The sequence below is a fragment of the Rhizobium sp. BR 362 genome (genome assembly GCF_036528765.1).
GTDB lineage: Bacteria > Pseudomonadota > Alphaproteobacteria > Rhizobiales > Rhizobiaceae > Rhizobium.
In genome coordinates this window covers 1-22,739 of record NZ_JARWGH010000001.1, presented here as the reverse complement: position 1 = coordinate 22,739, position 22,739 = coordinate 1, and the positions used below count along the sequence as shown (strand labels likewise).

Genomic DNA, 22,739 nt, shown 5'->3' with positions numbered 1-22,739 from the left:
TCCACCTGCCCCAAGGGTCGCAACTTATGACCCAACCCTTTAAAACCTTCCTTGCCGTAAACCCGCGCACCATCCTCGTCGAGATCACTGAAACACAGGGCTCGACGCCCCGCGAGGCCGGCACCTTCATGCTCGTTTCCGAACATGCCATCTGGGGCACCATCGGAGGCGGACAATTCGAATTCATGGCGATTGGCAACGCCCGCGAATTGCTGGCCGGCAACGGCGTGGAAGTGATGGACATACCGCTAGGCCCAGAGATCGGCCAATGCTGCGGCGGTCGCACGGAACTGCGCTTTCAGAAGATGACGGCACAATTGCTGGAAGAGCTCGAAGCGAAACGGGCGAGCGAAGCGGAACATCGGCCGGAGGCCCATCTCTTCGGCGCGGGACATGTCGGGCATGCGCTCGCCGCTGCGCTCGCGCCCCTGCCGCTTTCCGTAACGGTGGTAGAGACCCGGAAGGAGGAATTGGCAAACCTGCCGGCAGAGACGAAAACAGTGCTTTCGCCGATGCCGGAGGCGCTGGTGCAGGATATTCCGGCCGGCTCAGCCATCGTCATCCTGACCCATGATCATGCTTTGGATTTCTTGATCGCCAAGGAAGCGCTTGCTCGCGCCGATCTCGCCTATGTCGGCATGATCGGCTCGGCGACCAAACGCGCCACCTTTTCCCATTGGCTGATCCGCGAGGGCGGCGACAAGGCCTCGCTGGAGCGACTGACGCTGCCGATCGGCGGCGCCACAGTGAAGGATAAGCGCCCGGAAGTCATCGCTGCCATGACAGCCGCGGAACTGCTGACCGCCTTCGCGGCCTACGCCAGCCGATCATCCTCATAGCGCGGCTCGCGCCCATCGAGAAAACCCAGATCGCGCTTAAGCCGATCGGGCATCTCATCCAGATCCAGATGGGGCGAAGGCTCAGCCCCGCCGGCGAAGATCTGCGCCAATGTTTCCAGCAAACGGGCCGGGGCCGACGGCCTCGTATTCATCTGCTCGACGGCATAGCAATCCATGACAATACCTCAATCCAATCGATGATATGGATTGCAGTTTGCTGTCAAAAATGCTGAATTTCCAATCGAACAACCGTCTGCATACATAAAGAGAACTTATCCATGAAGCTGGCGAAACAGTTTCCGCTGAATGCACTGCGAGTCTTCGAAGCCGCCGCCCGGCACGGCAGCTTCACGCGCGCAGGCGAGGAGCTGGGCATGACGCAGACGGCGGTCAGCTATCAGATCAAACTGCTGGAAGAGAATGTCGGCGAGCCGCTGTTTCTGCGGCGGCCGCGCCAGATCGCGTTGACCGAAGCCGGCGAACGGCTGGCACCGAAAGTGGCCGAAGCCTTCAGCATGCTGCATGAAGCCGTGGCTTCGGTGAGCGGCGATGCCGAAACCACGCTTCTTATTCACTCGACACCGACCTTCGCCTCACAATGGCTTGCTCGCCATCTGGGCTCATTTCAACTGCAGCACCCGAATGTGGCGGTACGGCTTGCCACATCAGACAAGATCATTGATTTCTCCCGCGAGTCTTCCGACGTCGCCATTCGCAGTGGCCGCGGAACTTGGCCGGGGCTGCGCGCGCATCTTTTGATGAAAGTGAACTTCACGCCGATGCTGAGCCCAGCGCTTGCGGCCAGCATTGACGGCGTTCATACGCCGGCCGATCTTCTGAAACTTCGGATCATCGATGCCGGCGACCCCTGGTGGGTACAATGGTTCGAAGCGGCTGGCGTTCCAGATCCCGGCCTGCAAGGCCGACCAAAAAGCAGACTTGGGGCGCAATCCTTCGAGGCAAGCGCAGCCATCGCCGGACAGGGCGTCGCAGTACTGACCCCCGAATTCTATGCCGAGGACATAGCTGCCGGCCGGCTGATCCAGCCCTTCGACATCCTCTGCAACGACGGCTCAAACTATTGGCTTGTCTATCCCGAAAACAGACGCCATACGCCGAGGATCCGTGTTTTTCGGAATTGGATACTCGGCGAGTTCGGCATGCCGTTGGATTGAGCACCGCCTAGAGCGGTTCAGCGTTTGACGGAAGCGCTTTCCCGCTCTATCCCTTTGTTTTTACGCATTCCGCACGGAAAACCGCTTCGCACTTTTCCTGGAATGCTCAATAGGCCATATCCGGCGCATAGAAACAGCGCGGCGTGTTCTCGTCCGGAAACAAACAGAGGTGGTAGGCTCCGTCCGGCGAGCGCATCGTCTTGCGCTGTGGCAGCGTGAAGATATGAGCATGCGTCACATAGCGATGATCGCCGGGATAGAGCGTAATTCGATAGCCTCCCGGGATAACGGTAACCGTGCGCGAGGGGATCATCTCGCAGTCGCCGGTCTTGCTGTCGCCGTTGCAACAATAAGGATCGTAGGACCAGCCGGAGGGCGCATCGTGCGCCATGACGGAAGTTGCAAGAAGGAATAGTGCAAACGCCAGTATACCACGCATGGGCAAATCTCCGACGATGCGGCGAACCGGGGGCTCCGCTGCCCGTTTATCGCCGACGACGCTGAAAAAAGCGTCCAATTTTGATCTATCGCGAAGTCGGCGCTCGGCAAGAGCGACGGCATATCGGTCACGGAAGTGTGTGATCCTAGCACGAAAAGCAGTCCCTCGACCAAACTCCCCTTTCCTCCGCGCCCAACATTTTGCAAGGTGTCGAGTCGGAGGAAGAAAAGGGGACCTGAATGTATGAATACGTCATAGCGTGGGAATGGCTGGCCTTTGCTGCCCGCTGGTTCCACGTCATCACCGCCATTGCCTGGATCGGCTCGTCTTTCTATTTCATCGCGCTCGATCTTGGGCTGGTAAAGCGCCCGCATCTTCCGCCCGGCGCCTATGGTGAGGAATGGCAAGTGCATGGCGGCGGTTTCTACCACATCCAGAAATATCTGGTGGCTCCGGCAACGATGCCCGAGCATCTGACGTGGTTCAAATATGAAAGCTATTTCACCTGGCTCTCCGGCTTCCTGATGCTCTGCATCGTCTATTATGGCGGCGCCAATCTCTTCCTCATCGACCGGCATGTGCTCGATGTCAGCGTTCCCGTCGCTATCCTGATTTCGCTGGCTTCGCTGGCCGGCGGCTGGATTGTCTACGATCTGCTCTGCAAATCGCCGCTCGGCAACAATACCTGGGGCCTGATGGTGGTGCTTTATGCCGTCCTCGTCTTCATGGCTTGGGGCTATACGCATCTCTTCACCGGCCGCGCCGCCTTCCTGCATCTCGGCGCCTTCACGGCGACGATCATGTCGGCCAATGTCTTCATGATCATCATCCCCAATCAGAAGATCGTTGTCGCCGACCTGATCGCGGGCCGCACGCCGGACCCGGAATATGGCCGCATCGCCAAGCAGCGCTCCCTGCACAACAACTACCTGACGCTGCCCGTCATCTTCTTCATGCTATCGAACCACTATCCGCTGGCTTTCGGCACCGCCTACAACTGGATCATCGCAGCGCTGGTCTTCCTGATGGGCGTCACCATCCGCCACTGGTTCAACACGATCCATGCCCGCAAGGGCCGGCCGACCTGGACCTGGATCGTCACCGTCGTTCTCTTCGTTCTTATCATCTGGCTTTCGACCGTGCCGAAGCTTCTGACCGGCGAGAAGGATGCCAATGCCGTCGCACCCGCTTTCCAGCAGTTCGCGTCGGATGCACACTTCCCGGCTGTGAAGCAGATGATCTCGGCGCGCTGTTCGATGTGCCATGCCGCCGAGCCGTCTTTTGAGGGCATAGCGCGCGCACCGAAGGAAGTGATGCTGGAAAATGACGCGGAAATCGCTATGCATGCCCGCGAGATCTATATTCAGGCCGGCCGCAGCCACGCTATGCCTCCCGGCAATGTCACCGATGTGACGCCGGAGGAACGCAAGCTGCTGGTTGCCTGGTTCGAAAGCTCCGTCGGAGAAAAAGACCAATGATTACCCTTTTGCGCGGCCGCCTGCTCTCCTTCAGGCGCGCGCCGCAAAGCCTGAGCGACACGGACAGCTACTCGTATGAAAGCGATGGCGGCCTGCTGATCGAGAACGGCATCATCGCAGCCGTCGGCACCTATGCGGAAGTCAAGGCGAAAGCACCCGCGGACGTCGCCGAAGTCGACCATCGGCCGCACCTGATCCTGCCGGGCTTCATCGACATGCACCTGCATTTCCCGCAGATGCAGGTGATCGCCTCCTATGCCGCAAACCTCCTGGAATGGCTGAACACCTACACCTTCCCCGAGGAATGCCGCTTTGTCGAAAGTGCCCATGCTGAGCGCATCGCCACCCATTTCTATGACGAGCTGATCCGTCACGGCACGACGACGGCGGTCGCCTATTGCTCGGTGCACAAGACCTCCGCCGACGCCTATTTTGCGGAGGCCATGCGGCGCAACATGTGCATGGTCGGCGGCAAGGTTATGATGGACCGCAACGCGCCGCAAGGCCTGCTCGACACGCCGCAGATGGGCTATGACGAGACCCGCCAGGTGATCGCCGACTGGCATGGCAAGGGCCGTAGTCACGTCGCCATCACCCCGCGCTTCGCCATCACCTCGACGCCCGAGCAGATGGAGGCGACCGCCGCACTCGCGCGCGAATTCCCGGATCTGCATATTCAGACGCATCTTTCCGAGAACGACGACGAGATCAAGTTTACCTGCGAGCTCTATCCGGAAGCGATCGACTACACCGACATCTATGCCCGCTATGGACTGCTCGGCCGCAAGAGCCTGTTCGGTCACGCGATCCACCTTTCCGAACGCGAAGCCGATGCCATGAGCGAGGCGGGCGCCGTCGCCGTCCACTGCCCGACCTCCAACCTTTTTCTCGGCTCCGGCCTCTTCCCCCTGAAAGCGCTCGCCCGCCGCGAAACGCCCGTCCGCATCGGCGTCGCCACCGATATCGGCGGCGGTTCCAGCTATTCGATGCTGCGCACGATGGACGAGGCCTACAAGATCCAGCAGCTTCTTGGCGAGCGGCTAAACCCGCTGGAAAGTTATTACTACATGACCCTTGGCAACGCCGAGGCCCTGTCGCTGGCTGACAGGATCGGTACGCTCGAGCCTGGCACCGACGCCGACCTCGTGGTCCTCAACGCCGCGGCAACACCGGCTATGGCGCTGAAGATGGAAGTGGTGGAGAACCTGGCCGAGGAACTATTCCTGTTGCAGACCATGGGCGACGATCGGGCGATCATCGAGACGTATGTGGCTGGAAAAGCCGCAAAATCGATCCTCCAGTAAGGCGATCCTACCGCTCCACAATGTAACCATCCGAAGGGCTGAATGCCATGACCGCGCCGCTCACCATTGCCGAACTGAAAAAGCTCGCTCAGCGGCGCGTCCCGAAGATGTTCTTTCAATATGCCGATTCCGGCTCGTGGACAGAGTCGACCTATGGCGCGAACGAAGCGGATTTCGCCAAGATCAAGCTGCGCCAACGCGTCCTCGTCGACATGACCGACCGCTCGCTGGAAACGAGCATGGTCGGCCAGGCGGTATCCATGCCGGTGGCGCTGGCACCGACCGGACTGACGGGCATGCAGCATGCCGATGGTGAAATGCTCGCAGCGCGTGCGGCGGAGGAATTCGGCATTCCGTTCACGCTGTCGACCATGAGCATCTGCTCGATCGAAGATGTCGCTTCGGTCACGAAGCGTCCCTTCTGGTTTCAGCTCTACGTCATGAAGGACCGCGACTTCGTGATAGACCTCATCAATCGCGCCAAAGCCGCAAAATGCTCAGCCTTGGTGCTGACGGCCGACCTGCAGATCCTCGGGCAGCGGCATAATGATCTGCGCAACGGCCTGACAGCGCCGCCGAAACTCATTCCGAAGCATATGTGGCAAGTGGCGATGCGGCCGCGCTGGTGCCTGGACATGATGCGAACCAAGCGGCATTCCTTCGGCAATATCATCGGCCATGCCAAGAACGTCACCAGCCTCGCCTCCCTGGCGGGATGGACTCATGAGCAGTTCGATCCCAAGCTTTCCTGGAGCGATGTCGGCTGGATCAAGGAGCGGTGGGGCGGGCCGCTGATCATCAAGGGCATTCTCGATGTCGAGGATGCGAAGGCCGCCGTCGCCACCGGCGCGGACGCGATCATCGTTTCCAATCATGGCGGCCGTCAGCTCGACGGCGCACCCTCCTCCATCAGCATGCTGCCTGACATCGTCGACGCCGTGGGCGACAAGATTGAGGTGCATATGGACGGCGGCATCCGCGCCGGCCAAGATGTGCTGAAGGCCGTAGCCCTCGGCGCCAAGGGCACCTTCATCGGCCGCCCCTTCCTCTACGGTCTGGGCGCCATGGGTAAGCAAGGCGTGACGCTCGCGCTTGAAATCATCCGCAGGGAGTTGGATATCTCCATGGCGCTCTGCGGCAAGCGGGATATTAAGACGGTGGATCGATCGATCCTGGCTGATCTTTAACGCAGCCAGCCCGTCGCCAGACCGCTGGCCCATTCCATGCGGCCATTCTGCGCCGCCAGCTTCGCCATCGCCATGTGATCGTAAGCGACCTGGCGGAAGACGGGCAGCCAGTTGTCGTCAGCCTTTTCCAGAACGGTATAGGAAGCGAAGGGATGGCCTGCTTCCACCTTGTGATAATGAGGCAGATCGTCGTCCTAGGCGGGGCAGCCGACGCTGCCGGGATTGACGATCAGGCGGCCGTCGGAAAGCCGGACAACACGCTGAATATGAGTATGTCCACACAGGAGCAGCGGAAAATCGATGCCGGCGGCCAGTGCTTCGATTTCCTCGATCGGCTTCTGATAGACATGACCGTCTGGCGAGACGGATTCGAGCCAATAGGTATTGTCGTCTTTGGGCGTCGCATGGCAAACGTAGGCCTCGTCCCTATAGACGGCACTGAAGGGTAAGCTACGCAGCCATTCGAGATCACGCTCGGCCAGTTCGGCATGGGCGGCACTATCCGAAGCGTGCATCTGCTCCGGCGCCTGTTCGATCAGATACCGATCATGGTTGCCGCGAACCGTCACGGCATCGAGTGCAAGCGGAATATCCGCCGTCTTTCCCGCCGTCAGCGGCCCGCTAAAGCAATCGCCGAGATTGACGATGTCAGCGATGCCCTGCCGCCGGATATCCGCAAGCACCGCCTCCAGAGCCAGATGATTGCCATGCACATCCGCGATCGCCGCAAAACGCAAGTCTCAACTCCCGCGATAGGTGGAATAGCCATAGGGCGAAATCAGCAGCGGCACATGATAATGCGCCGTCGTGTCGGCGATGCCGAAACGGATCGGCACGAGATCGAGGAACGCCGGCTCGGGCAGCTTGGCCCCGGTCGCACGCAGGTAGTCACCGGCGCGAAAGAGCAGCTCATAGGTGCCGGCGACAAAACTGTCGCCGATCAGGATCGGCCCGCCGTCGACGCGCCCATCCGAATTGGTCGTGACCGTCTTAAGATGCCTACGCGTTTCACCTTCGATTTGAAAAAGATCGATCGTCAGGCCTTCGGCGGGCTTGCCGAGAGCTGTGTCGAGCACGTGGGTGGTCAGTCCGGTCATAGCGTCGGCGCTCCGATGATGAAGGGGGTGTCGAAGAAGAATTCCTCAAGATTATTTCCGGGGCCGTCGCGATCCACGATGAGGAAATCGCTCCGCTCGCCAAGCGCCATGAGGGGATAATGCCAGACATTGCGGTAATAGTTCACCCCCTGATCGCCGCGCGCCAGGAAGACTTGCGGCCTGCCGGGCTTGCCGTCCTCGTCCTTCGCGACGACCACGAGAAACGGCCGATCGTTCAACGGCACGAAACACTGGCTGCCGAAGGGATGGCGCTCCATCATGTCGATGGAGAAGGGAAAGGCACGCGGCTGGCCGCGAAACAGATTGATGATGACCCGCGCTTCGTAGCCCACGGCCTCCGCGCTCGAAAGCGCGTGGAAGCGCTCCGTCGTGCCACCATTGATGAATCGCATCGTTGCCGGATCCGCCTCGATCACATCGCCGAACGGCGCGAATGCGGCTTTTGTCAAAGGCTTGATGTCCAGATGCTGTGTCATTGAATGATCATTCGCCTTCCGCGCGCCAATGGCGAATAGACTCCAATCGCAGGAGCAGCTCCGGAAGAGATTTCTGCGCGATGTCCCATAGGGTCGTCAACTCGATGTCGAAATATCCCTGCATAATCCGATTCCTGAAGTCGCGCATCTCATCCCAAGACAACTCCGGATGGTCAACGACAAACTCGGGATAGTCCTCCGCAATCCGTGCGGCTGCCTCACCGATCAACAAGAGATTCATGCCGATGGCGCGCTGCTTCCCAACATTCTTGAAAAACGCGGCTTGATCGACTCCTCGAAGGAATTGATCAATTTCAGATGCAGCCCGCTGCATGCGCTCAAGGTAAATGATCAGCCGATCCAAACTCATACCGGCTTCACTTCGTCGACAATCGTCGGCGGCCTGCTTCCAGCTCTATCCAATGCTTTCCAAAGCCTCATCACAGCACCCTACCAAGCGGATACTAAGCCATGAACGGACCGAAACATAGCTCACCCGTTGCATGGCAAAAACCTATGCAGAAGCATGCACGGAAGGATGGCCGCGCATCAGCCTTCCGGAAGCATGGATTGCAGGCGCAGCAGGGCGATCTTCTCCACCTGCGCCGTTGCGGTCGCAAATTCCGTGTCCCGGTCATTGCCGATCCGTGTTTCGAAGGCGGCAAGAATGTCGTCTTTGCCGAGACCCTTGACCGCGATGATAAAGGGAAAGCCGAATTTTGGGACGTAAGCCGTATTGAGTTCGGTGAAGCGGGCGTGCTCGGCCGGTGTCAGCCGGTCAAGCCCGGCGCCTGCCTGCTCCTTGCGGCTGTCTTCGGTAAGCTTGCCCGCAATTGCAAGCCGGCCGGCAAGGTCGGGATGTGCGCGCAAAACACCGAGCCGCTCGTCGGCGCTGGCGGTGCGGAAGATCGCAGCCAGAGCGCCATGCACGCCACCCGATGTCAACGGCTCAGCAATCTTGCCGGCGTCATAGGCACGTTCGGCGATGAACGGAGAGTGCTCGAAGACGCCGCCGAAGCGGGTCACGAAATCGTCACGCGATATCATATCAAAATGCGCCCGCGGGACGGTGATACTGGTGCCAATGATTAGCGATTTCGATGCGCTTCGGTATCCAAACCTTGTCGTGCTTCAGCACATATTCGATGAAGCGCCTGAGTGCCGCGGCACGGCCGGGCCGGCCGACGAGGCGGCAATGCAGGCCGACGGACATCATCTTCGGACTGCCCTGCTTACCCTCTTCATACAGCGTGTCAAAGGCATCCTTAAGGTAGGTGAAGAACTGATCGCCGGAATTGAAGCCCTGCGGCGTGGCAAAGCGCATATCGTTGGTTTCGAGCGTATAGGGGATGATCAGAAACGGCTTACCCTCGATGCCATCGACCCAATAGGGCAGATCGTCGGCATAGGAGTCCGACGAATAGAGGAAACCGCCCTCTTCCATCACCAGCCGCAACGTATTGTCCGATGGTTTGCCCTGATACATGCCGTAGGGCCGCTCGCCGGTCAGTTCGGTATGCAGGCGTACGGCTTCGAAAATGTGCTTTCGCTCGAGATCCTCTGAAAAATCCTTATATTCCAGCCAGCGGTAGCCGTGGCTCGCAATTTCCCAGCCCGCTTCCTTCATGGCAGCGACGGCTTCAAGATTGCGCGCCATGGCGAGCGTCACGCCATAGACGGTCGCCTGGACTTTGAGTTCCGTGAACATGCGCCACAGCCGCCAGAAACCGGCGCGCGAACCATATTCATAGATCGATTCCATGTTGAGACTGCGTTGATTCGGCCATGCCGCCGCACCAACGATTTCCGACAGCAGGTTCTCCGATGCAGGATCGCCATCGAGAATGCAGCTTTCCCCGCCCTCTTCGTAATTGATGACAAACTGCACCGCGACGCGTGCATCGCCCGGCCATTTCGGATCGGGCGTGTTGCGGCCGTAGCCGATGAGATTGCGGGGATAGGTATCGGACATCAAAGCACCTTCTCGAATATGCCAAGACGGTAGCATTCACGGCCGGAATGTCGAGACGGAAAGTGCGAAACGCGCATTCCTTTCAGAATGAGCCTCAGGCGATCTTGCGGGCGCTGACTTTGCCCATCGGATGCAAGGAATGCACTCGGAATGGTCCGCCAGTGCCCTCTTCCATCATCAGTGCGATGTTCGACACCGGCACCGGCTCGGCAAGCGCCGGCTCGAAGAAATCGCGGAGCACCCGCTCCATCCGCGGCAGATCGGCGGGGCTGACCGTGCCCGTCAACATCATCTGGAAACGGAATTCATCCATCACATGCGGATGGCCCCAGCGATGCAGATTGGCAAATTGCGCTGCCGACAGGCTGTCGGGGTCACTGCGTTCGATTTCCGCCTCCGTCAGGGGCGCACGGTAATGATCGAAGGCCTGGATCAGCGACGCCGCCAGGAAATGCATTTGCTGGGATGGTTCGGACGGCACCAGGCCGAACGCACCGCCGAGACGCGCAACTTCCATCCGCGGAATCTCGAACGGCGTCACGGTGCCGGAAAAACGCATGAGATCGCGCAGCAGCGCCGCCTCGGACATATCCTCCGCCAGGCGAAACGGCGCTTTCAACGTGCCGTTGAAGCCGTAGCGGCGCGGCACGGCGGTATGGAAGGCGATTTCATGAATGCCGAGCCCGCGGACAGCGGGCGGATCGACCATCTCGCCGGAATAGACGTTGCGGCCGAGCCAATTTGCGGCCACGAGCGTCAGCGGATCGCTCGCAGACGGCGTGAAGCAAATAGCGTAGCGCATAAAATCTCCTTCAGAAGGCGAAAAGCCGGCCGACGCAACCGGCGGCCGATGCGCAAGGAGATAGGTGATTTGCGTGACAGATTGACGACCTGAGCGGTGTTTATATTCACGTTTTATGTGATGCTACCATAATGTGGTTCGAAAGGGCGAAGCTTTCGGGCAGCTTGAAAGAACAGGGAATTTCCATGGCTTCCCGGACCGCCGCTTCGGCCAGGCGATGCGCCAAGCCGAAGCTGACCTTGAAACCGCCGGTCAGTGCGATCAGCCGCGGATGGTCGGGATGCGCTCCCACCATGGGATCACGATCGATCGCTTTCGGTCGTAGACCGGCCCATCGTTCGACCACTTCGGCACCCGCCAGCGGCGGCGCCATCATCCGCGCGGCGGTGAGCAGGTCATCTAACTGGTGATCCGTCGATATCGGATCGTCGAAGCGGTTCTCGCTCGTGCTGCCGACCGCAACCAATCCGCCCTCATGCGGAACGATGTAGAGCCCATCGCGGAAAATCACCGGCAGGCCGGCATCGACATCCGTTTTCAGCAGCGCCGCCTGACCCTTGACCGGCTGGCCGAGGGGAGAATGATGTCCGGGCGTCAATCCGTCCAATATCGAAAAAGAGCGATGCCCGGCAGAGAGGATGCAGCGGCTAAAACGGACAGTGCCTTCTCGGGTCGTCGCGGTGCCGCGATCCGGATCGATGCTCTGAATGTCCAGGCCTTCGGCAAGCCGAACATGTTTCGCCCTATCAAGAAAACCGGCAAGAACCTTCAGGAAGGCTCGCGGCGCAACCCGGGCGGCGAGCGTGTCGAAAACAAAGCCGCTGTCGCCGGCGGCCGGATCTATCCAGCCGTCCACCGGCGCAGCATCGCGCACATGCCAATGAAATCGCCGGTCGCCATGATGCCAATGCGTTTCCGCATCCTGCGAGTGGCGTAACGCGATCTTGCGCAGATGCGGCTTTGGCAAGGGCATCAGCCGGCCGGAACGGCGATACCCGGCGGAAAGCCCGGTTGCCGCTTCCAGTTCTGCAATCTCGTCCTCTAGGGAAGCTAGCGCCTCGAACTGGAACTGCTTCTTCTCGGACCACTTGTCCGGCATATGCGGCATCAGTGCGCCGAGCAGACCGCCACTTGCTCCATGCCCCAACCGACCGGCGTCGACGAGCAGAGTTTCGACGCCCAGGCGCTCCGCATGCACCGCCGCCCAAAGGCCCATGACGCCGCCGCCGACGATCAACAGTTCGGTCGATGATTGACCGGCAAGCCCCGGCGGATTATCGGCTCTTCCCATGACAGATCCAGTTTCCGATCAGACGCCCGAGGCGAAGACCAATGCGGCAAGCCAAGCGCTGGAATGGCGCGATGGCGATATGCCCTATTCGACCGCCTTTGGCGACCATTTTTATTGCCAGACCGACGGCCGGCTGGAATGCGGCCATGTCTTCCTCTCCGGCAACGGCCTGCCCGCGCGCTGGAACGAGCAAGGAAACTTCCTGATCGGCGAACTTGGCTTCGGCACAGGCCTGAATTTCTGTGAGACCTGGCGGCAATGGCGACAGCATCGCGAGCCGAATTCAGAACTTCACTTCATGTCCTTCGAGCTCTACCCGATGCGTGCCGAGGAGATCGACCGCGCACTGTCGCACTGGCCGCAAATCGATGTTGAACGTCAGGCGCTCGTCGCCGCCTGGCCGGAAGAACCGCGCGACATCGTTACGTTGACCCTCGATGCTGGGACGCGCCTTAGCGTCGTCTGTGGTGCGGCGATTGATGGCGTGCGCCAGGCTGCAATGGGCTTCGACGCCTGGTATCTCGACGGCTTTGCCCCTTCCCGAAACGCCGATATGTGGTCGCCGGAATTGATGCAGCACCTTTACGACAAGACCGTCCCCGGCGGCACCTTCGCCACTTACGCCGCCGCCGGTTTCGTGCGCCGCAACCTGCAAGCGGCAGGGTTCACGGTCGAGCGGCGCAAGGGATTTGCGGGAAAACGCGAAATGCTCTGCGGAGTCAAATAAGCTTACTTGGTGGAACGCTCGGTCTGAAGCACAGCGTCGCCCAGCCAGCGGCGCGCTTTGGCTTCCAGGAGTTCGGGGCTGATCGGCTTGGACATATAGTCGTCCATGCCCGCTTCCAGGCACATATCCCGGTCGACATCGAGCGCATGCGCGGTGACGCCGACGATCGGCACGTGCCAGCCCTGCCCTGCCTCGGCTTCCAGTTGCCGGATCATGCGCGTCGCCTGATGGCCGTTCATGATCGGCATCGAGACATCCATCATGATCAGCGATGGCCGAAGCTTCCGCCAGGCCTCCACGGCCTCCAGACCGTTCTGGACCACGAGGAAGCGCAGACCCGTAACCTGCAGAATTTGCGTGAAGACGATCTGGTTGACCTCATTGTCCTCGGCAACCAGGATATCGATAGCGCTAACCGGTTTCGCCGCCACGTCGCGTTCGACGGCATCGATGGCGGCAACTGCTTCTGCCTCGATCGACGGTGGAGCGGCAGCAGCAGTTTCATCGCCGCTCATCCGCTGCCGGCGCGCCGTGCGCACGACATCGATGATGGTGTTGCGCAGCACATTGGCGCGAGCGGGCTTCATCAGATGCGCTTGACCGTTCAAGGCCGCAAATTCCTTGTCGCTGCTGGCGACATCCATGGATGTCAGGAAGATGAGCGATACCTTATCGAAGCGAGAATCGGCGCGAATGGCACGCGCGACTTCATCGCCGTTCATATCCGGCATGTGATAGTCGAGGATCACGGCATCGACCGGCACGCCCATGTCGAAAGCGGCACGAAGGATGGCGAGCCCCGTCTTGCCATCCTCGGCCGCGTAACCATCAAAACTCCATTGCGCCAACTGCTCGGTCAATATCCGGCGGTTGATCTCATTGTCGTCGACGACGAGGATGCCGGCGCCTTTCACATTGACCGGCACCGGACGCGGTTCGCTGCGCGTGGCCGCAGGCGGCATGGGAAGATGCACGGTGAAGACCGAGCCATTGCCCCATTCGCTCTCGACTTCGAGATAGCCGCCGAAGAGATCGACCAGCCCGGCGGTAATGGCAAGGCCAAGACCTGTGCCTTCATGCCGGCGCGTCGAAGAAGCGTCGACCTGTGAAAACTTCTCGAAAATGGAATCGAGCTTCTCGTCGGGAATACCGATGCCGGTATCCTCGATCCGCAGCGTCAACATGATCTCGCCATTGTCGATCGGCCGGCTGTCCACTTCGACCAGCACGTGGCCGCGCTCGGTGAATTTGACCGCATTGCCGACGAGATTGGTGACGATCTGGCGGAAGCGGCCGGCGTCTCCGAGCACCATGGACGGCACATCGGGCGCTGTACGCACCAGCAGTTCGATATCCTTTTCCGCCGCCGGCGACGACAGGAGCGTCGCGACATCCTCCACTGCATCGGCAGGATCGAAAGCGGCCTTGCGCAGACGCATCTGCCCGGCATCGATCTTCGAGAAATCCAGGATGTCGTTGATGATCGTCAACAGCGCATTGCCCGACTTGACGATGATGTCGATGAAGGTCTTCTGCCGGGCATCGAGATCGGTTTTGGCCAGCAGCTCCGCCATGCCGAGAACACCGTTCATCGGGGTGCGGATTTCATGGCTCATATTGGCGAGGAATTCGGATTTGGCACGGTCAGCGGCTTCGCTGCGCGAGAGCAGCAGTTGCAGCTCGGCCTCGCGTTCTTTCATCTCGGTGACGTCGGTCAGCACCACGGTCCAGCGGCGGCTTTCGCTGATCGCTGCTTCGAGCTGCATCCAGCGCTCGCCGGCAACCTGGAACACAGTCGAAACCGGTTTGCCGCCCGCCATGCTCCTGCGCCAGGCACGCCCAACCGCCTGCGGATTGTCGCCGAAATCGCCGCGTGCGGCACAATGGTTGAAGGCGACAGACCAATGCTTGCCGACCGCGAGATGATCTGCGGGAATGCGCAGCATGTCCCTCACTGCATCATTCGCCAGCATGATGATGCCGTCTTCTACGATGAGCAATCCCTGCGACATGGCATGCGTGGCGTCCGTCATTAGTTCGCCGAGCCGCTCCAGAGCAAGACGTGCCTCGGTGATCTCGCGCGCTTGCTGGCGGACGGAGGAGATGTCGGCATAGGCGACCAGCGTGCGGCCATTCGAAATGCGGCTTGCATCCATGATGACGGATTTGCCGTCGGCAAAGTTCATCTCGATCTGAAATTGCGGTCCGGCCTTGCGGAAGGACTCCAGGCGCGCCTGATAGATATCATCGATACTGCCGGCATCGGCATCATAGCGGCCAAGCTCGAAATGTTTGGCGATAAGGTCTCGATAAGTCAGGCCTTCGAAGCGTTCGTCCTTCGGGAATTCCCAGATGTCGTAAAAGGCGTCGTTGGTATATTCCACCACATAATTGCCGTCGTGGATCATCACGCCGATCGGCATCGAGCGCAGGATGTTCTCCAAATCCTGATGCAATGTTTCGGCGCGCGCCTGCGCCTCGATCAACTCGGTCTCGCGCAGCTTCAACACGGAAATATCGGTCATGGATCCGACGGCATAACGTTTGCCATCCGAGGTGACGACGCGGTTGACGCGCGTCATGATCGGGTGGGCCACATGCTTCCGATCGACCACCGTGCCTTCGAATTCGAGTGCGCGCCCTTCGGTCAGCACCTGCTCGTTTTCCGCGAAATAATCGTCGCCGCCGATTTCGAACATTTCCTGTTCGGTCTTGCCCAGTACCTCGGCGCGGCTGAGCCCCGTAATGGCCGCATAGGCTTCGTTGGAATAGATCAACCGATGGCTGGCATCGCGCGCGAAAGCGGCTACCGGAAGATCCTCGAGAATCCTGCGGTAAAGCCCGATTTCATCGACGTCGCCTGGAATGTCGCCGCCTTCCCGGCCGGACGGCGAACGCGACGGCACAGCCGGCGCGTCGAGGAACATGCCAAAGACATAAAGGTAGTCTTCGGACGGCGAAAAACTTTCGATCTGCACGCGGGAACGGTCACGGCCTGTCGGGTCGAAGCACAGCGCCATCTCCTCCGAGCCGAAGACCAGCGCCCGGCGCTCCTTGTCTTCGCGGTCGGCTTCTTCGCCACTGTCGAAGAGATCGCGGCTGCGATTGCCAATGAAATCGGAGAGGTCGCGTCTGAAAAACCGTGCATAGGCTTCGTTGACGGCGACATATCTCAGATCGCTGTTCTTGACATAAGCCGGCTGATCCAGATCGGCGATCCGGCGGCAGGCCATCTCCAGCAGTTCACCGTCCGAAGTCAACAGGGCCCCTCTTCTCAACGCTCGCTACAGTTTACTGAACCCATGCTTTATCACAAAGCGCTTTAACAAGCCGTTAACCATATTGCCCGCCGGCGCGGCGTCGCGTTCAAGCCATTGACTATCCCAGAACAGTCATCCTTTGGTCGCAAACGACGGCAGCATCTGACGCCGAACTCTGCCAAGAATCATATCAGCACAATGGTGGAGCGAGAGCATGAGCGACGATAGAAACACGGCCTTGCACGAGACTGACACGGCGACCATTCCGCTCGAGCGCCGCCGCCGGGCCGGAGGCCGTGGCGCCGAGCGCAGCCGCAAGCCGAGCGGCACGAAATACCTCAACCTCGTCAACAATCTCACCCGAAGCGAACTTCTGTCGCCCGAGGCGCTCGACGACATTCATGAGGCGTCGTTGACCATTCTCGAAGAGATCGGCATGGACATTATCCTGCCGGAAGCGCGCGAGCGCATGAAAGCCGCCGGCGCCGACGTTACGCCCGGCACGGAGCGTGTCCGCTTCGACCGCGGCATGATCACGGAACTGATCGCCTCCGTCCCCTCGACCTTCACCCTGCACGCTCGCAACCCCCTTAGAAACGTTCAGATCGGCGGCAGGAATCTCGTCTTCGCCCAGGTCGCCTCCGCGCCCTTTGTTGCGGATCGCGAAGGTGGCAGGCGGGCCGGCAATCAGGAAGATTTCCGCAAGCTGATCAAGCTTGCCCAATCCTACGACGTCATCCACATGACCGGCGGCTATCCGGTCGAGCCTGTCGACATTCACGCTTCGGTCCGCCATCTCGATTGCCTCTCCGACATCGTCAAGCTTACCGACAAGGCGTTCCATTGCTATTCGCTCGGCAAGCAGCGCAATCTCGATGCCATTGAGATTGCCCGCATCGGCCGTGGCATCAGCATGGAACAGATGGAGCGCGAGCCGTCGCTCTTCACAGTCATCAACTCCTCCTCGCCGCTGCGCCTCGACGGGCCGATGCTGCAGGGCATCATCGAGATGTCGTCGCGAGGCCAGGTCGTGATCGTTACGCCCTTCACGCTGGCGGGCGCCATGGCGCCGGTGACCATCGCCGGCGCGCTGGTGCAGCAGAATGCCGAGGCGCTCTGCGGCATCGCCTTCACGCAGATGGTGCGCAAGGGCGCGCCGGTCATGTATGGCGGCTTCACCTCGAACGTCGACATGAAGACGGGAGCGCCGGCCTTCGGCACGCCGGAATATATGAAGGCGGTGATTGCCGGCGGACAGCTTGCCCGCCGCTACGGCATTCCCTACCGCACCTCCAACACCAATGCTTCCAACACGCTGGACGCTCAGGCCGCCTATGAATCGGCGCTCTCGCTCTGGGCCTTGACCCAGGGCGGCGGCAATTTCGTGCTACACGCGGCCGGCTGGAGCGAGGGCGGCCTCACCGCCTCTTTCGAGAAATTCATCCTCGATGTCGACATGCTGCAGATGGTCGCCGAATTTCTGACGCCGCTGGATGTCAGTAGCGAAGCCCTGGCGCTCGAAGCCGTCCGCGATGTCGGCCCCGGCGGCCATTATTTCGGAACGGCACACACGCTCGCGCGCTACGAAACGGCCTTCTACTCGCCGATCCTGTCGGACTGGCGCAATCACGAGACCTGGACCGAAGCCGGGCGGCCGACAACCTACGACCATGCCAACCGCATCTTCAAGGAAGTGCTCACACATTATGAGCGCCCACCGCTCGATCCGGCCATCGAGGAAGAGCTCGACGCCTTTGTCGCCAAGCGCAAGGAAGAGGGTGGCGTTCCCACCGATTTCTAGTTGAAAATCAAAGGGTTTCGCACCCTCGATCATGAACAAAATTTAATGTCGCGGCCCTCTTTTTAGCCGCGACTTCGCCCGCTTTTCCACGCACCTTCAAGCTCGGCGTCGGCTGGGAGGCCTCTGCTTTTGGGAAAGGGATGTCAATGTCTGTGCTTCGCACTTTAACGACGGCCGGTCTGATCGCGCTGACGCTCGGCAGCGCCGCCGCCGTAACCACCACCACTGCCGCCGCCTCCGAACGCGGCGCCTTCTTCGGCGGTCTTGCCGCTGGTGTCGTCGGCGGCGCCTTGGCCGCCGAAGCCGTACGACCGGCCTATCCGGTCTATCCGGCTTATTACCCCGCCTATCGAACCTATTATGCTCCGGCCTACGTACGCGCCTATCCCGCTTGCTACTGGGCATGGCGTCATGATGGCTGGGGCCGGCCCTATCGTGTCGAGGTCTGCCACTGAAGACCATAAAGATCGAATGCCCATGCCGCCGGATTTTCCGGCGGCATTTTCGTCTATCTGTTGAAAAGCTTTCGATCACACCCCTTGACTTTGGCGGCGATTAAGACCAAATGCGCGTCAGCTTTCACCTTTCGGCCGCCGCGTGAGCGTGCCCTGCGGGACTAGACGTACGCAAGAGAAGGACAAAAGCGCTTTTTAAATGAGACCGCACCCAAGGCGGTCGGACGCGCTGGAAAGCTTTTTCCAACTTACAAGTTCCCACTTCACGCGGGGTTCTTGACGCCAGAGACAGACCGGACCGCATGGTGCGACCCGGCCTATCTGCTTTGGCGCCCCGAAAGGTATTGAATTGACCGATTTTCACTCGCTTGGTCTTTCCAAGCAGATCGTCGATACGCTGTCGCAGAACAACTTCGCGACGCCGACGCCCATCCAGGCACAGGCTATCCCGCTTGTTCTCCAGGGTCGCGATCTCATCGGCCTCGCCCAGACCGGCACCGGCAAAACGGCCGCCTTCGGCCTGCCGATCATTGAAATGCTGCTGAAGGACGCCAAGCGTCCCGACAACCGCACCGTCCGCACGCTGATCCTCGCCCCCACCCGCGAACTGGTGAACCAGATCGCCGACAATCTCAAGCTCTTCGTCCGCAAGACGCCGCTGCGGATCAACGTCGTCGTCGGCGGCGCCTCGATCAACAAGCAGCAACTCCAGCTCGAGCGCGGCACCGACATCCTCGTCGCCACCCCTGGCCGCCTGCTCGATCTCATCAACCGCCGCGCCCTGTCGCTCGGCCAGGTCAGTTATCTCGTCCTCGACGAAGCCGACCAGATGCTCGATCTCGGCTTCATCCACGACCTGCGCAAGATCGCCAAGCTCGTCCCGGCCAAGCGCCAGACCCTGCTGTTTTCGGCCACCATGCCGAAGGCGATTGCGGACCTCGCTTCCGACTATCTGACCAATCCGCTGAAGGTCGAAGTCTCGCCTCCGGGCAAAGCGGCCGACAAGGTGGAGCAATATGTCCACTTCGTCGCCGGCCAGAACCACAAGACCGAAATCCTCAAGGAAACGATTTCAGCCAACCCGGATGGCCGCGCCATCGTGTTCCTGCGCACCAAGCATGGCGCCGAGAAGCTCATGAAGCATCTCGACCATGTCGGCTTTGCTGTCGCCTCGATCCATGGCAACAAGAGCCAGGGCCAGCGTGAGCGGGCGCTCAAGGGTTTCCGCGACGGTGACGTCCGCGTCCTCGTTGCAACCGACGTCGCCGCTCGCGGCATCGATATCCCCGGCGTTTCGCATGTCTACAATTACGACCTGCCGGAAGTGCCCGACGCCTACGTTCACCGCATCGGCCGCACCGCGCGTGCGGGCCGCGACGGTATCGCCATTGCCTTCTGCTCTCCCGATGAAATCCGTCTGCTGCGCGACATCGAGCGCCTGATGGGCATCGAAATCGCCGTTGCCAGCGGCGAGGCCCCTGCCGATCGTGCGCGTCCCGCCCGTGGCAACAACCGGGGTGGCCGTGGCAACCAAGGCCGCGGCGGTGCAGGTCAGGGACGTCCGGAAGGCCGTTCGGGCCGCCCAGGCGGCCGTCCGCAGCGTGACGGTGAACAAGGCGAGGCCCGCGCCCGCACGGGTGAACGCCAGGAGCGCCGCCCGCGCGACGATCGTCCGCAGCGCGAGAACCATCGCAATGCCGACTTCCGCGGCCAGCGCCGCGACGAGCGGACGCCGCGACCGGAAGCAGACAACGATCTCGTTTCGACGTCCGATTTCCGTCCGACCAAGAAGCCGCATCATAACGGCCCGGCAAATACTGCCGCCGCCCACGAAGCCGGCTCCCATCGCGGCCCCCGCCATGCCCACGGCCGCCCCACGGGCCGCCACAATGAGGAGCGCGGCCAGGGTCACGGTCACGCCCACGGCGAACATCGCGAAGGCGGCAACGGCGGCATGAAACGCCGCGGGCCGCGCAACGGCAACGGCCAGCGCCGCGAACGTGCCTGATGCAGTGAAAGGGGCCCGATTGGCCCCCTCCAATCCCAATGTACCACCCAGCGTAAAGCCGTTTTTGGAGCGTTCGTTGTAACTTCTTCGGCTCCATCCTACGGAGCTAATCTCATGCTGAATATGGCTCGCCAGAGCGGAGCCTCGTCCCTGTCTATACCTGCCACATTCCATTCATGAGCTGAGCTTTCGCGCTATGAAAGATCGATAAAAAAGCAAAACTCCGCCGATAATTCCCATGATCAACAGCGAGCCGAAGAGGGATGACGTATACAAATTAGCAAAAACATGCGTCTTCTGTCCGACTAGGAGCTCGTAGCCCAGACACCTGCCCGTACATTTGCTCTTCGAATCGAGGCCGAACACGAAATAATCAAGGGCGACAACGATACCGCTGCACATGATTATCATTTTTATCGCCTTAACGCGAACACTACTACGATCAACATCATCTACATTTCGATTTATTACTTTATAATCAGTTGCAAATATAGATCCAGATACTACATAATTGGCCAACAGCAACATACCATAACAACTTAGCCCTGAGAGTATCTGGGAAAAGACTATCAACAACCAGATATTATACTCCCAAAATACCAGCTCTCCCAGAAGCGAAAAAACGCCAATCGGCAGCAGAAACGAACACAGTGCGCGAGCACTATCGTCTATCCTTTTATATATTAGACCCCTTATATAGCCGTACGCTGTCCATATGGTTGCGACGAGTGGAAGCGGACCGATAATCCAAGGCAGGCCGATTGCTGGAGCCACTACGACGAAAGCCCCTACTGCGATTAAAATAGATAAAATGATCGTATAGTCTCGGAGTATCGATCCCCATTTCACTGTTTTCCGCTTCATTTTTTCCTCTGAAAACAACATGGTAAGCACAATTATTGCTTCAAAGCAAAAAAAGGTACAGCACCGCAAGGGACATCATCATCTGATCGTATAGACCTAAGAGATGATAACCGTTTCTTAACAAATGGGCGGATTGCCATATCAGTAAGACCGATTCTGCCGTCTCAAACTTACCTTTATGGGCAGAGGAGTTCTTCGCCGCCGAGAGCAGGAAGCCTTCGCTGATCCGCTATTCCGGCACCACGTCCGCCGTGCGCCTGTTGGTGAGATAGACGCCGATCACCACGATCAACGTGCCGATGATGATCGGCAGGGTCAGCGGTTCGCCGAAAGCGATCGCCGCTTCGATGGCGACGGCGGGCGGCATCAGGTAGATCAGCGACGCGGCGCGCGATACCTGCCCGCGGCGAATGAGATAGAGCAGCAGGCCGACCGCGCCCATCGACAGGCCGAAGACTGACCAGGCAAGGGCAAGAAATGCTTCGCGCGTACCGTCGAAGTGCAGATTTTCGAATGTCAGCGCCAAAGGCGCGGCGACGATGAGAGCACCGACATATTGCAGGGTCGCGATGGTCCTGAGATCCCCCGTTTGCAGATGACGCTTTTGATAAAGCGTGCCGTAGGTCACGGAGACCATCGCCAACAGATTGACGCCGAGCGGAATCGCCGAATGCCAGAGATTGGCGGTATCCGACGACAAAAGCTTCGGCGAGATCGCAATCGCAATGCCGATGAAGCCGAGCAACAGGCCAAACCGCTGCGTTGGCTGCAGGCGCTCGCCGACCAGATAGGGCGCGGCCATCGCCGTCATCAGCGGCTGCAGGGCAGCAATGATGCCTGAAATCCCCGCAGGCACGCCGCTCGCGATCGCCCACCAAAGACCGCCGAGATAAAACCCGTGCAGAAAGATGCCGGAATAAATGGCCCGGAAGACGCTGGACCAATCACGCGGCCATTTCGCGCGAGAAAAAGCGCAAAACAGGACGAAAGCGAGCGCGGACAGGCTGTACCGGATCATGAGGAAGGTAAAGGGACCCGAATGCATCGCTGCATACTTCGCAACGATCCAGCCTGTAGACCAAAGAAAGACGAAGATTGCCGGCGCGAATGTGTCGAGGGACATGGAGGCTCAGACTGAAATTGATGTCGCAGGCTGGATCCGGGCCTGAATTGAAACCGGAACGTCACATGCGCAGGGCAACCGCTGATAACCGAAGACGGCCGAAGCGTCAAAATCGAACCGCTGAAACCAATCATCAATTTTTCTTCATATCCGCCTCACTGCTGGTTGGCTTAGACCGTATGTTCGCGGGGTGAAGGTGGCCCGCCCCCGCAGTAAGCTGAAGTCGGGGGTTGCTCTGGATAGGCCGGAGCCGAGCCCCACGCTTAAGCGAGGACGAACCATGAAAGAAGATAGCGTAATTTTCATCGGCTTGGATACGTCGAAGTTGAAGATTTCAGTGGCCATTGCCGATGGAGAGCGCAACGGCGAGGTGCGGTTTTTCGGCGACATCTCCTCGGAGCCGGCGTCGGTGGCATCGAT

Annotated in this window: 21 protein-coding genes and 2 pseudogenes; 10 read left to right on the top strand and 13 right to left on the bottom strand. The window is 59.9% G+C overall.

The window, feature by feature from the left end; genetic code table 11:
- The first annotated feature begins 26 nt into the window (after positions 1–26).
- Positions 27–839 carry a xanthine dehydrogenase accessory protein XdhC gene (gene xdhC, locus QDY28_RS00115; RefSeq protein ID WP_331379650.1) on the top strand — a complete coding sequence of 271 codons (813 nt, stop codon included), beginning with the start codon at positions 27–29 and terminating at the stop codon, positions 837–839.
- Here the strand turns inward: xdhC and QDY28_RS00110 are convergent.
- The gene (locus tag QDY28_RS00110; RefSeq protein WP_331379648.1) at positions 815–1,015 is read right to left on the bottom strand and encodes a hypothetical protein; all 201 of its coding nucleotides are present in this window, start codon (positions 1,013–1,015) and stop codon (positions 815–817) included. The genes xdhC and QDY28_RS00110 overlap by 25 nt on opposite strands.
- A gap of 102 nt (positions 1,016–1,117) precedes the next feature.
- Between QDY28_RS00110 and QDY28_RS00105 the strand changes: the two genes are divergently transcribed.
- Positions 1,118–2,014 (top strand): LysR substrate-binding domain-containing protein, encoded by an 897-nt coding sequence (locus QDY28_RS00105; protein WP_331379647.1) that lies wholly within the window; start codon positions 1,118–1,120, stop codon positions 2,012–2,014.
- Between the two features lie 106 nt (positions 2,015–2,120).
- On the opposite strand, the gene QDY28_RS00100 is transcribed toward QDY28_RS00105, so the two are convergent.
- On the bottom strand, positions 2,121–2,453 hold the full coding sequence (locus QDY28_RS00100) for a hypothetical protein (RefSeq protein WP_331379646.1): 333 nt from the start codon (positions 2,451–2,453) through the stop codon (positions 2,121–2,123).
- Positions 2,454–2,692: 239 nt separating this feature from the next.
- On the opposite strand from QDY28_RS00100, the gene QDY28_RS00095 reads away from it, so the two are divergent.
- Genes QDY28_RS00095 through QDY28_RS00085 form a run of 3 tightly spaced genes read left to right on the top strand, consistent with a single transcriptional unit; the run spans position 2,693 to position 6,422 of the window.
- Positions 2,693–3,931, top strand: coding sequence for a urate hydroxylase PuuD (locus QDY28_RS00095; RefSeq protein ID WP_331379644.1), 1,239 nt, complete (start codon positions 2,693–2,695; stop codon positions 3,929–3,931).
- Complete coding sequence (gene guaD, locus QDY28_RS00090) at positions 3,928–5,235, top strand: guanine deaminase (protein WP_331379643.1); 1,308 nt, start codon at positions 3,928–3,930, stop codon at positions 5,233–5,235. The genes QDY28_RS00095 and guaD overlap by 4 nt, the downstream gene beginning before the upstream one ends.
- Positions 5,236–5,282: 47 nt before the next feature.
- The gene (locus QDY28_RS00085; protein WP_331379642.1) at positions 5,283–6,422 is read left to right on the top strand and encodes an alpha-hydroxy acid oxidase; all 1,140 of its coding nucleotides are present in this window, start codon (positions 5,283–5,285) and stop codon (positions 6,420–6,422) included.
- Here the strand turns inward: QDY28_RS00085 and QDY28_RS00080 are convergent.
- From QDY28_RS00080 to QDY28_RS00045, 8 genes and pseudogenes are all read right to left on the bottom strand, one after another.
- Positions 6,419–7,159, bottom strand: a pseudogene (locus QDY28_RS00080) (metallophosphoesterase family protein). The gene QDY28_RS00085 and the pseudogene QDY28_RS00080 overlap by 4 nt on opposite strands.
- Before the next feature lie 3 nt (positions 7,160–7,162).
- Complete coding sequence (gene uraH / locus QDY28_RS00075; RefSeq protein ID WP_331379641.1) at positions 7,163–7,519, bottom strand: hydroxyisourate hydrolase; 357 nt, start codon at positions 7,517–7,519, stop codon at positions 7,163–7,165.
- Positions 7,516–8,016, bottom strand: a complete 501-nt coding sequence (locus tag QDY28_RS00070) for an ureidoglycolate lyase (RefSeq protein ID WP_331379639.1) — start codon at positions 8,014–8,016, stop codon at positions 7,516–7,518. The genes uraH and QDY28_RS00070 overlap by 4 nt, the downstream gene beginning before the upstream one ends.
- 7 nt (positions 8,017–8,023) lie before the next feature.
- The gene (locus QDY28_RS00065) at positions 8,024–8,386 is read right to left on the bottom strand and encodes a HepT-like ribonuclease domain-containing protein (RefSeq protein ID WP_331379638.1); all 363 of its coding nucleotides are present in this window, start codon (positions 8,384–8,386) and stop codon (positions 8,024–8,026) included.
- Positions 8,387–8,565: 179 nt separating this feature from the next.
- A complete protein-coding gene (gene uraD, locus QDY28_RS00060; protein WP_331379637.1) occupies positions 8,566–9,063 on the bottom strand; it encodes a 2-oxo-4-hydroxy-4-carboxy-5-ureidoimidazoline decarboxylase in 498 nt (165 codons plus the stop codon).
- Position 9,064: 1 nt separating this feature from the next.
- The gene (gene puuE, locus QDY28_RS00055; RefSeq protein ID WP_331379636.1) at positions 9,065–9,991 is read right to left on the bottom strand and encodes an allantoinase PuuE; all 927 of its coding nucleotides are present in this window, start codon (positions 9,989–9,991) and stop codon (positions 9,065–9,067) included.
- A 91-nt stretch (positions 9,992–10,082) separates the two neighbouring features.
- Positions 10,083–10,790, bottom strand: a complete 708-nt coding sequence (locus tag QDY28_RS00050) for a DUF1045 domain-containing protein (RefSeq protein WP_331379635.1) — start codon at positions 10,788–10,790, stop codon at positions 10,083–10,085.
- Between the two features lie 106 nt (positions 10,791–10,896).
- Positions 10,897–12,081: an NAD(P)/FAD-dependent oxidoreductase gene (locus tag QDY28_RS00045; RefSeq protein WP_331379634.1), complete on the bottom strand. Its 1,185-nt coding sequence runs from the start codon at positions 12,079–12,081 to the stop codon at positions 10,897–10,899.
- On the opposite strand from QDY28_RS00045, the gene mnmD reads away from it, so the two are divergent.
- Positions 12,080–12,808, top strand: coding sequence for a tRNA (5-methylaminomethyl-2-thiouridine)(34)-methyltransferase MnmD (mnmD, locus tag QDY28_RS00040; RefSeq protein ID WP_331379632.1), 729 nt, complete (start codon positions 12,080–12,082; stop codon positions 12,806–12,808). The two genes, QDY28_RS00045 and mnmD, sit on opposite strands and share 2 nt — an antisense overlap.
- A gap of 2 nt (positions 12,809–12,810) precedes the next feature.
- On the opposite strand, the gene QDY28_RS00035 is transcribed toward mnmD, so the two are convergent.
- Positions 12,811–16,068: a response regulator gene (locus tag QDY28_RS00035; protein WP_331379631.1), complete on the bottom strand. Its 3,258-nt coding sequence runs from the start codon at positions 16,066–16,068 to the stop codon at positions 12,811–12,813.
- A 214-nt stretch (positions 16,069–16,282) separates the two neighbouring features.
- Between QDY28_RS00035 and QDY28_RS00030 the strand changes: the two genes are divergently transcribed.
- From QDY28_RS00030 to QDY28_RS00020, 3 genes are all read left to right on the top strand, one after another.
- Entirely contained in the window at positions 16,283–17,869 is a 1,587-nt protein-coding gene (locus QDY28_RS00030) for a trimethylamine methyltransferase family protein (protein ID WP_331379630.1), read from the top strand.
- A 146-nt stretch (positions 17,870–18,015) separates the two neighbouring features.
- Entirely contained in the window at positions 18,016–18,324 is a 309-nt protein-coding gene (locus tag QDY28_RS00025; protein ID WP_331379629.1) for a hypothetical protein, read from the top strand.
- Between the two features lie 349 nt (positions 18,325–18,673).
- On the top strand, positions 18,674–20,332 hold the full coding sequence (locus tag QDY28_RS00020; protein ID WP_331379628.1) for a DEAD/DEAH box helicase: 1,659 nt from the start codon (positions 18,674–18,676) through the stop codon (positions 20,330–20,332).
- Positions 20,333–20,506: 174 nt separating this feature from the next.
- Here the strand turns inward: QDY28_RS00020 and QDY28_RS00015 are convergent, their stop codons facing one another.
- Together QDY28_RS00015 and QDY28_RS00010 are read right to left on the bottom strand one after the other, a co-directional pair.
- The gene (locus QDY28_RS00015; protein ID WP_331379627.1) at positions 20,507–21,196 is read right to left on the bottom strand and encodes a hypothetical protein; all 690 of its coding nucleotides are present in this window, start codon (positions 21,194–21,196) and stop codon (positions 20,507–20,509) included.
- Positions 21,197–21,425: 229 nt separating this feature from the next.
- Positions 21,426–22,319 (bottom strand): DMT family transporter, encoded by an 894-nt coding sequence (locus QDY28_RS00010; RefSeq protein ID WP_331379626.1) that lies wholly within the window; start codon positions 22,317–22,319, stop codon positions 21,426–21,428.
- Positions 22,320–22,599: 280 nt separating this feature from the next.
- Here QDY28_RS00010 and QDY28_RS00005 point away from each other — a divergent pair.
- Positions 22,600–22,739, top strand: a pseudogene (locus tag QDY28_RS00005) (IS110 family transposase); the annotation flags it as partial.

Excerpts from the sequence above, each read along its gene's own strand:
- QDY28_RS00065 (WP_331379638.1), bottom strand. The coding sequence starts at position 8,386 with ATGAGTTTGGATCGGCTGATCATTTACCTTGAGCGCATGCAGCGGGCT.
- QDY28_RS00070 (WP_331379639.1), bottom strand. The coding sequence starts at position 8,016 with ATGACACAGCATCTGGACATCAAGCCTTTGACAAAAGCCGCATTCGCG.
- QDY28_RS00085 (WP_331379642.1), top strand. The coding sequence starts at position 5,283 with ATGACCGCGCCGCTCACCATTGCCGAACTGAAAAAGCTCGCTCAGCGG.
- uraH (WP_331379641.1), bottom strand. The coding sequence starts at position 7,519 with ATGACCGGACTGACCACCCACGTGCTCGACACAGCTCTCGGCAAGCCC.
- QDY28_RS00030 (WP_331379630.1), top strand. The coding sequence starts at position 16,283 with ATGAGCGACGATAGAAACACGGCCTTGCACGAGACTGACACGGCGACC.
- QDY28_RS00105 (WP_331379647.1), top strand. The coding sequence starts at position 1,118 with ATGAAGCTGGCGAAACAGTTTCCGCTGAATGCACTGCGAGTCTTCGAA.
- guaD (WP_331379643.1), top strand. The coding sequence starts at position 3,928 with ATGATTACCCTTTTGCGCGGCCGCCTGCTCTCCTTCAGGCGCGCGCCG.
- QDY28_RS00095 (WP_331379644.1), top strand. The coding sequence starts at position 2,693 with ATGTATGAATACGTCATAGCGTGGGAATGGCTGGCCTTTGCTGCCCGC.
- QDY28_RS00045 (WP_331379634.1), bottom strand. The coding sequence starts at position 12,081 with ATGGGAAGAGCCGATAATCCGCCGGGGCTTGCCGGTCAATCATCGACC.
- QDY28_RS00025 (WP_331379629.1), top strand. The coding sequence starts at position 18,016 with ATGTCTGTGCTTCGCACTTTAACGACGGCCGGTCTGATCGCGCTGACG.
- QDY28_RS00010 (WP_331379626.1), bottom strand. The coding sequence starts at position 22,319 with ATGTCCCTCGACACATTCGCGCCGGCAATCTTCGTCTTTCTTTGGTCT.
- QDY28_RS00100 (WP_331379646.1), bottom strand. The coding sequence starts at position 2,453 with ATGCGTGGTATACTGGCGTTTGCACTATTCCTTCTTGCAACTTCCGTC.
- QDY28_RS00015 (WP_331379627.1), bottom strand. The coding sequence starts at position 21,196 with ATGAAGCGGAAAACAGTGAAATGGGGATCGATACTCCGAGACTATACG.
- uraD (WP_331379637.1), bottom strand. The coding sequence starts at position 9,063 with ATGATATCGCGTGACGATTTCGTGACCCGCTTCGGCGGCGTCTTCGAG.
- xdhC (WP_331379650.1), top strand. The coding sequence starts at position 27 with ATGACCCAACCCTTTAAAACCTTCCTTGCCGTAAACCCGCGCACCATC.
- mnmD (WP_331379632.1), top strand. The coding sequence starts at position 12,080 with ATGACAGATCCAGTTTCCGATCAGACGCCCGAGGCGAAGACCAATGCG.
- QDY28_RS00110 (WP_331379648.1), bottom strand. The coding sequence starts at position 1,015 with ATGGATTGCTATGCCGTCGAGCAGATGAATACGAGGCCGTCGGCCCCG.
- QDY28_RS00050 (WP_331379635.1), bottom strand. The coding sequence starts at position 10,790 with ATGCGCTACGCTATTTGCTTCACGCCGTCTGCGAGCGATCCGCTGACG.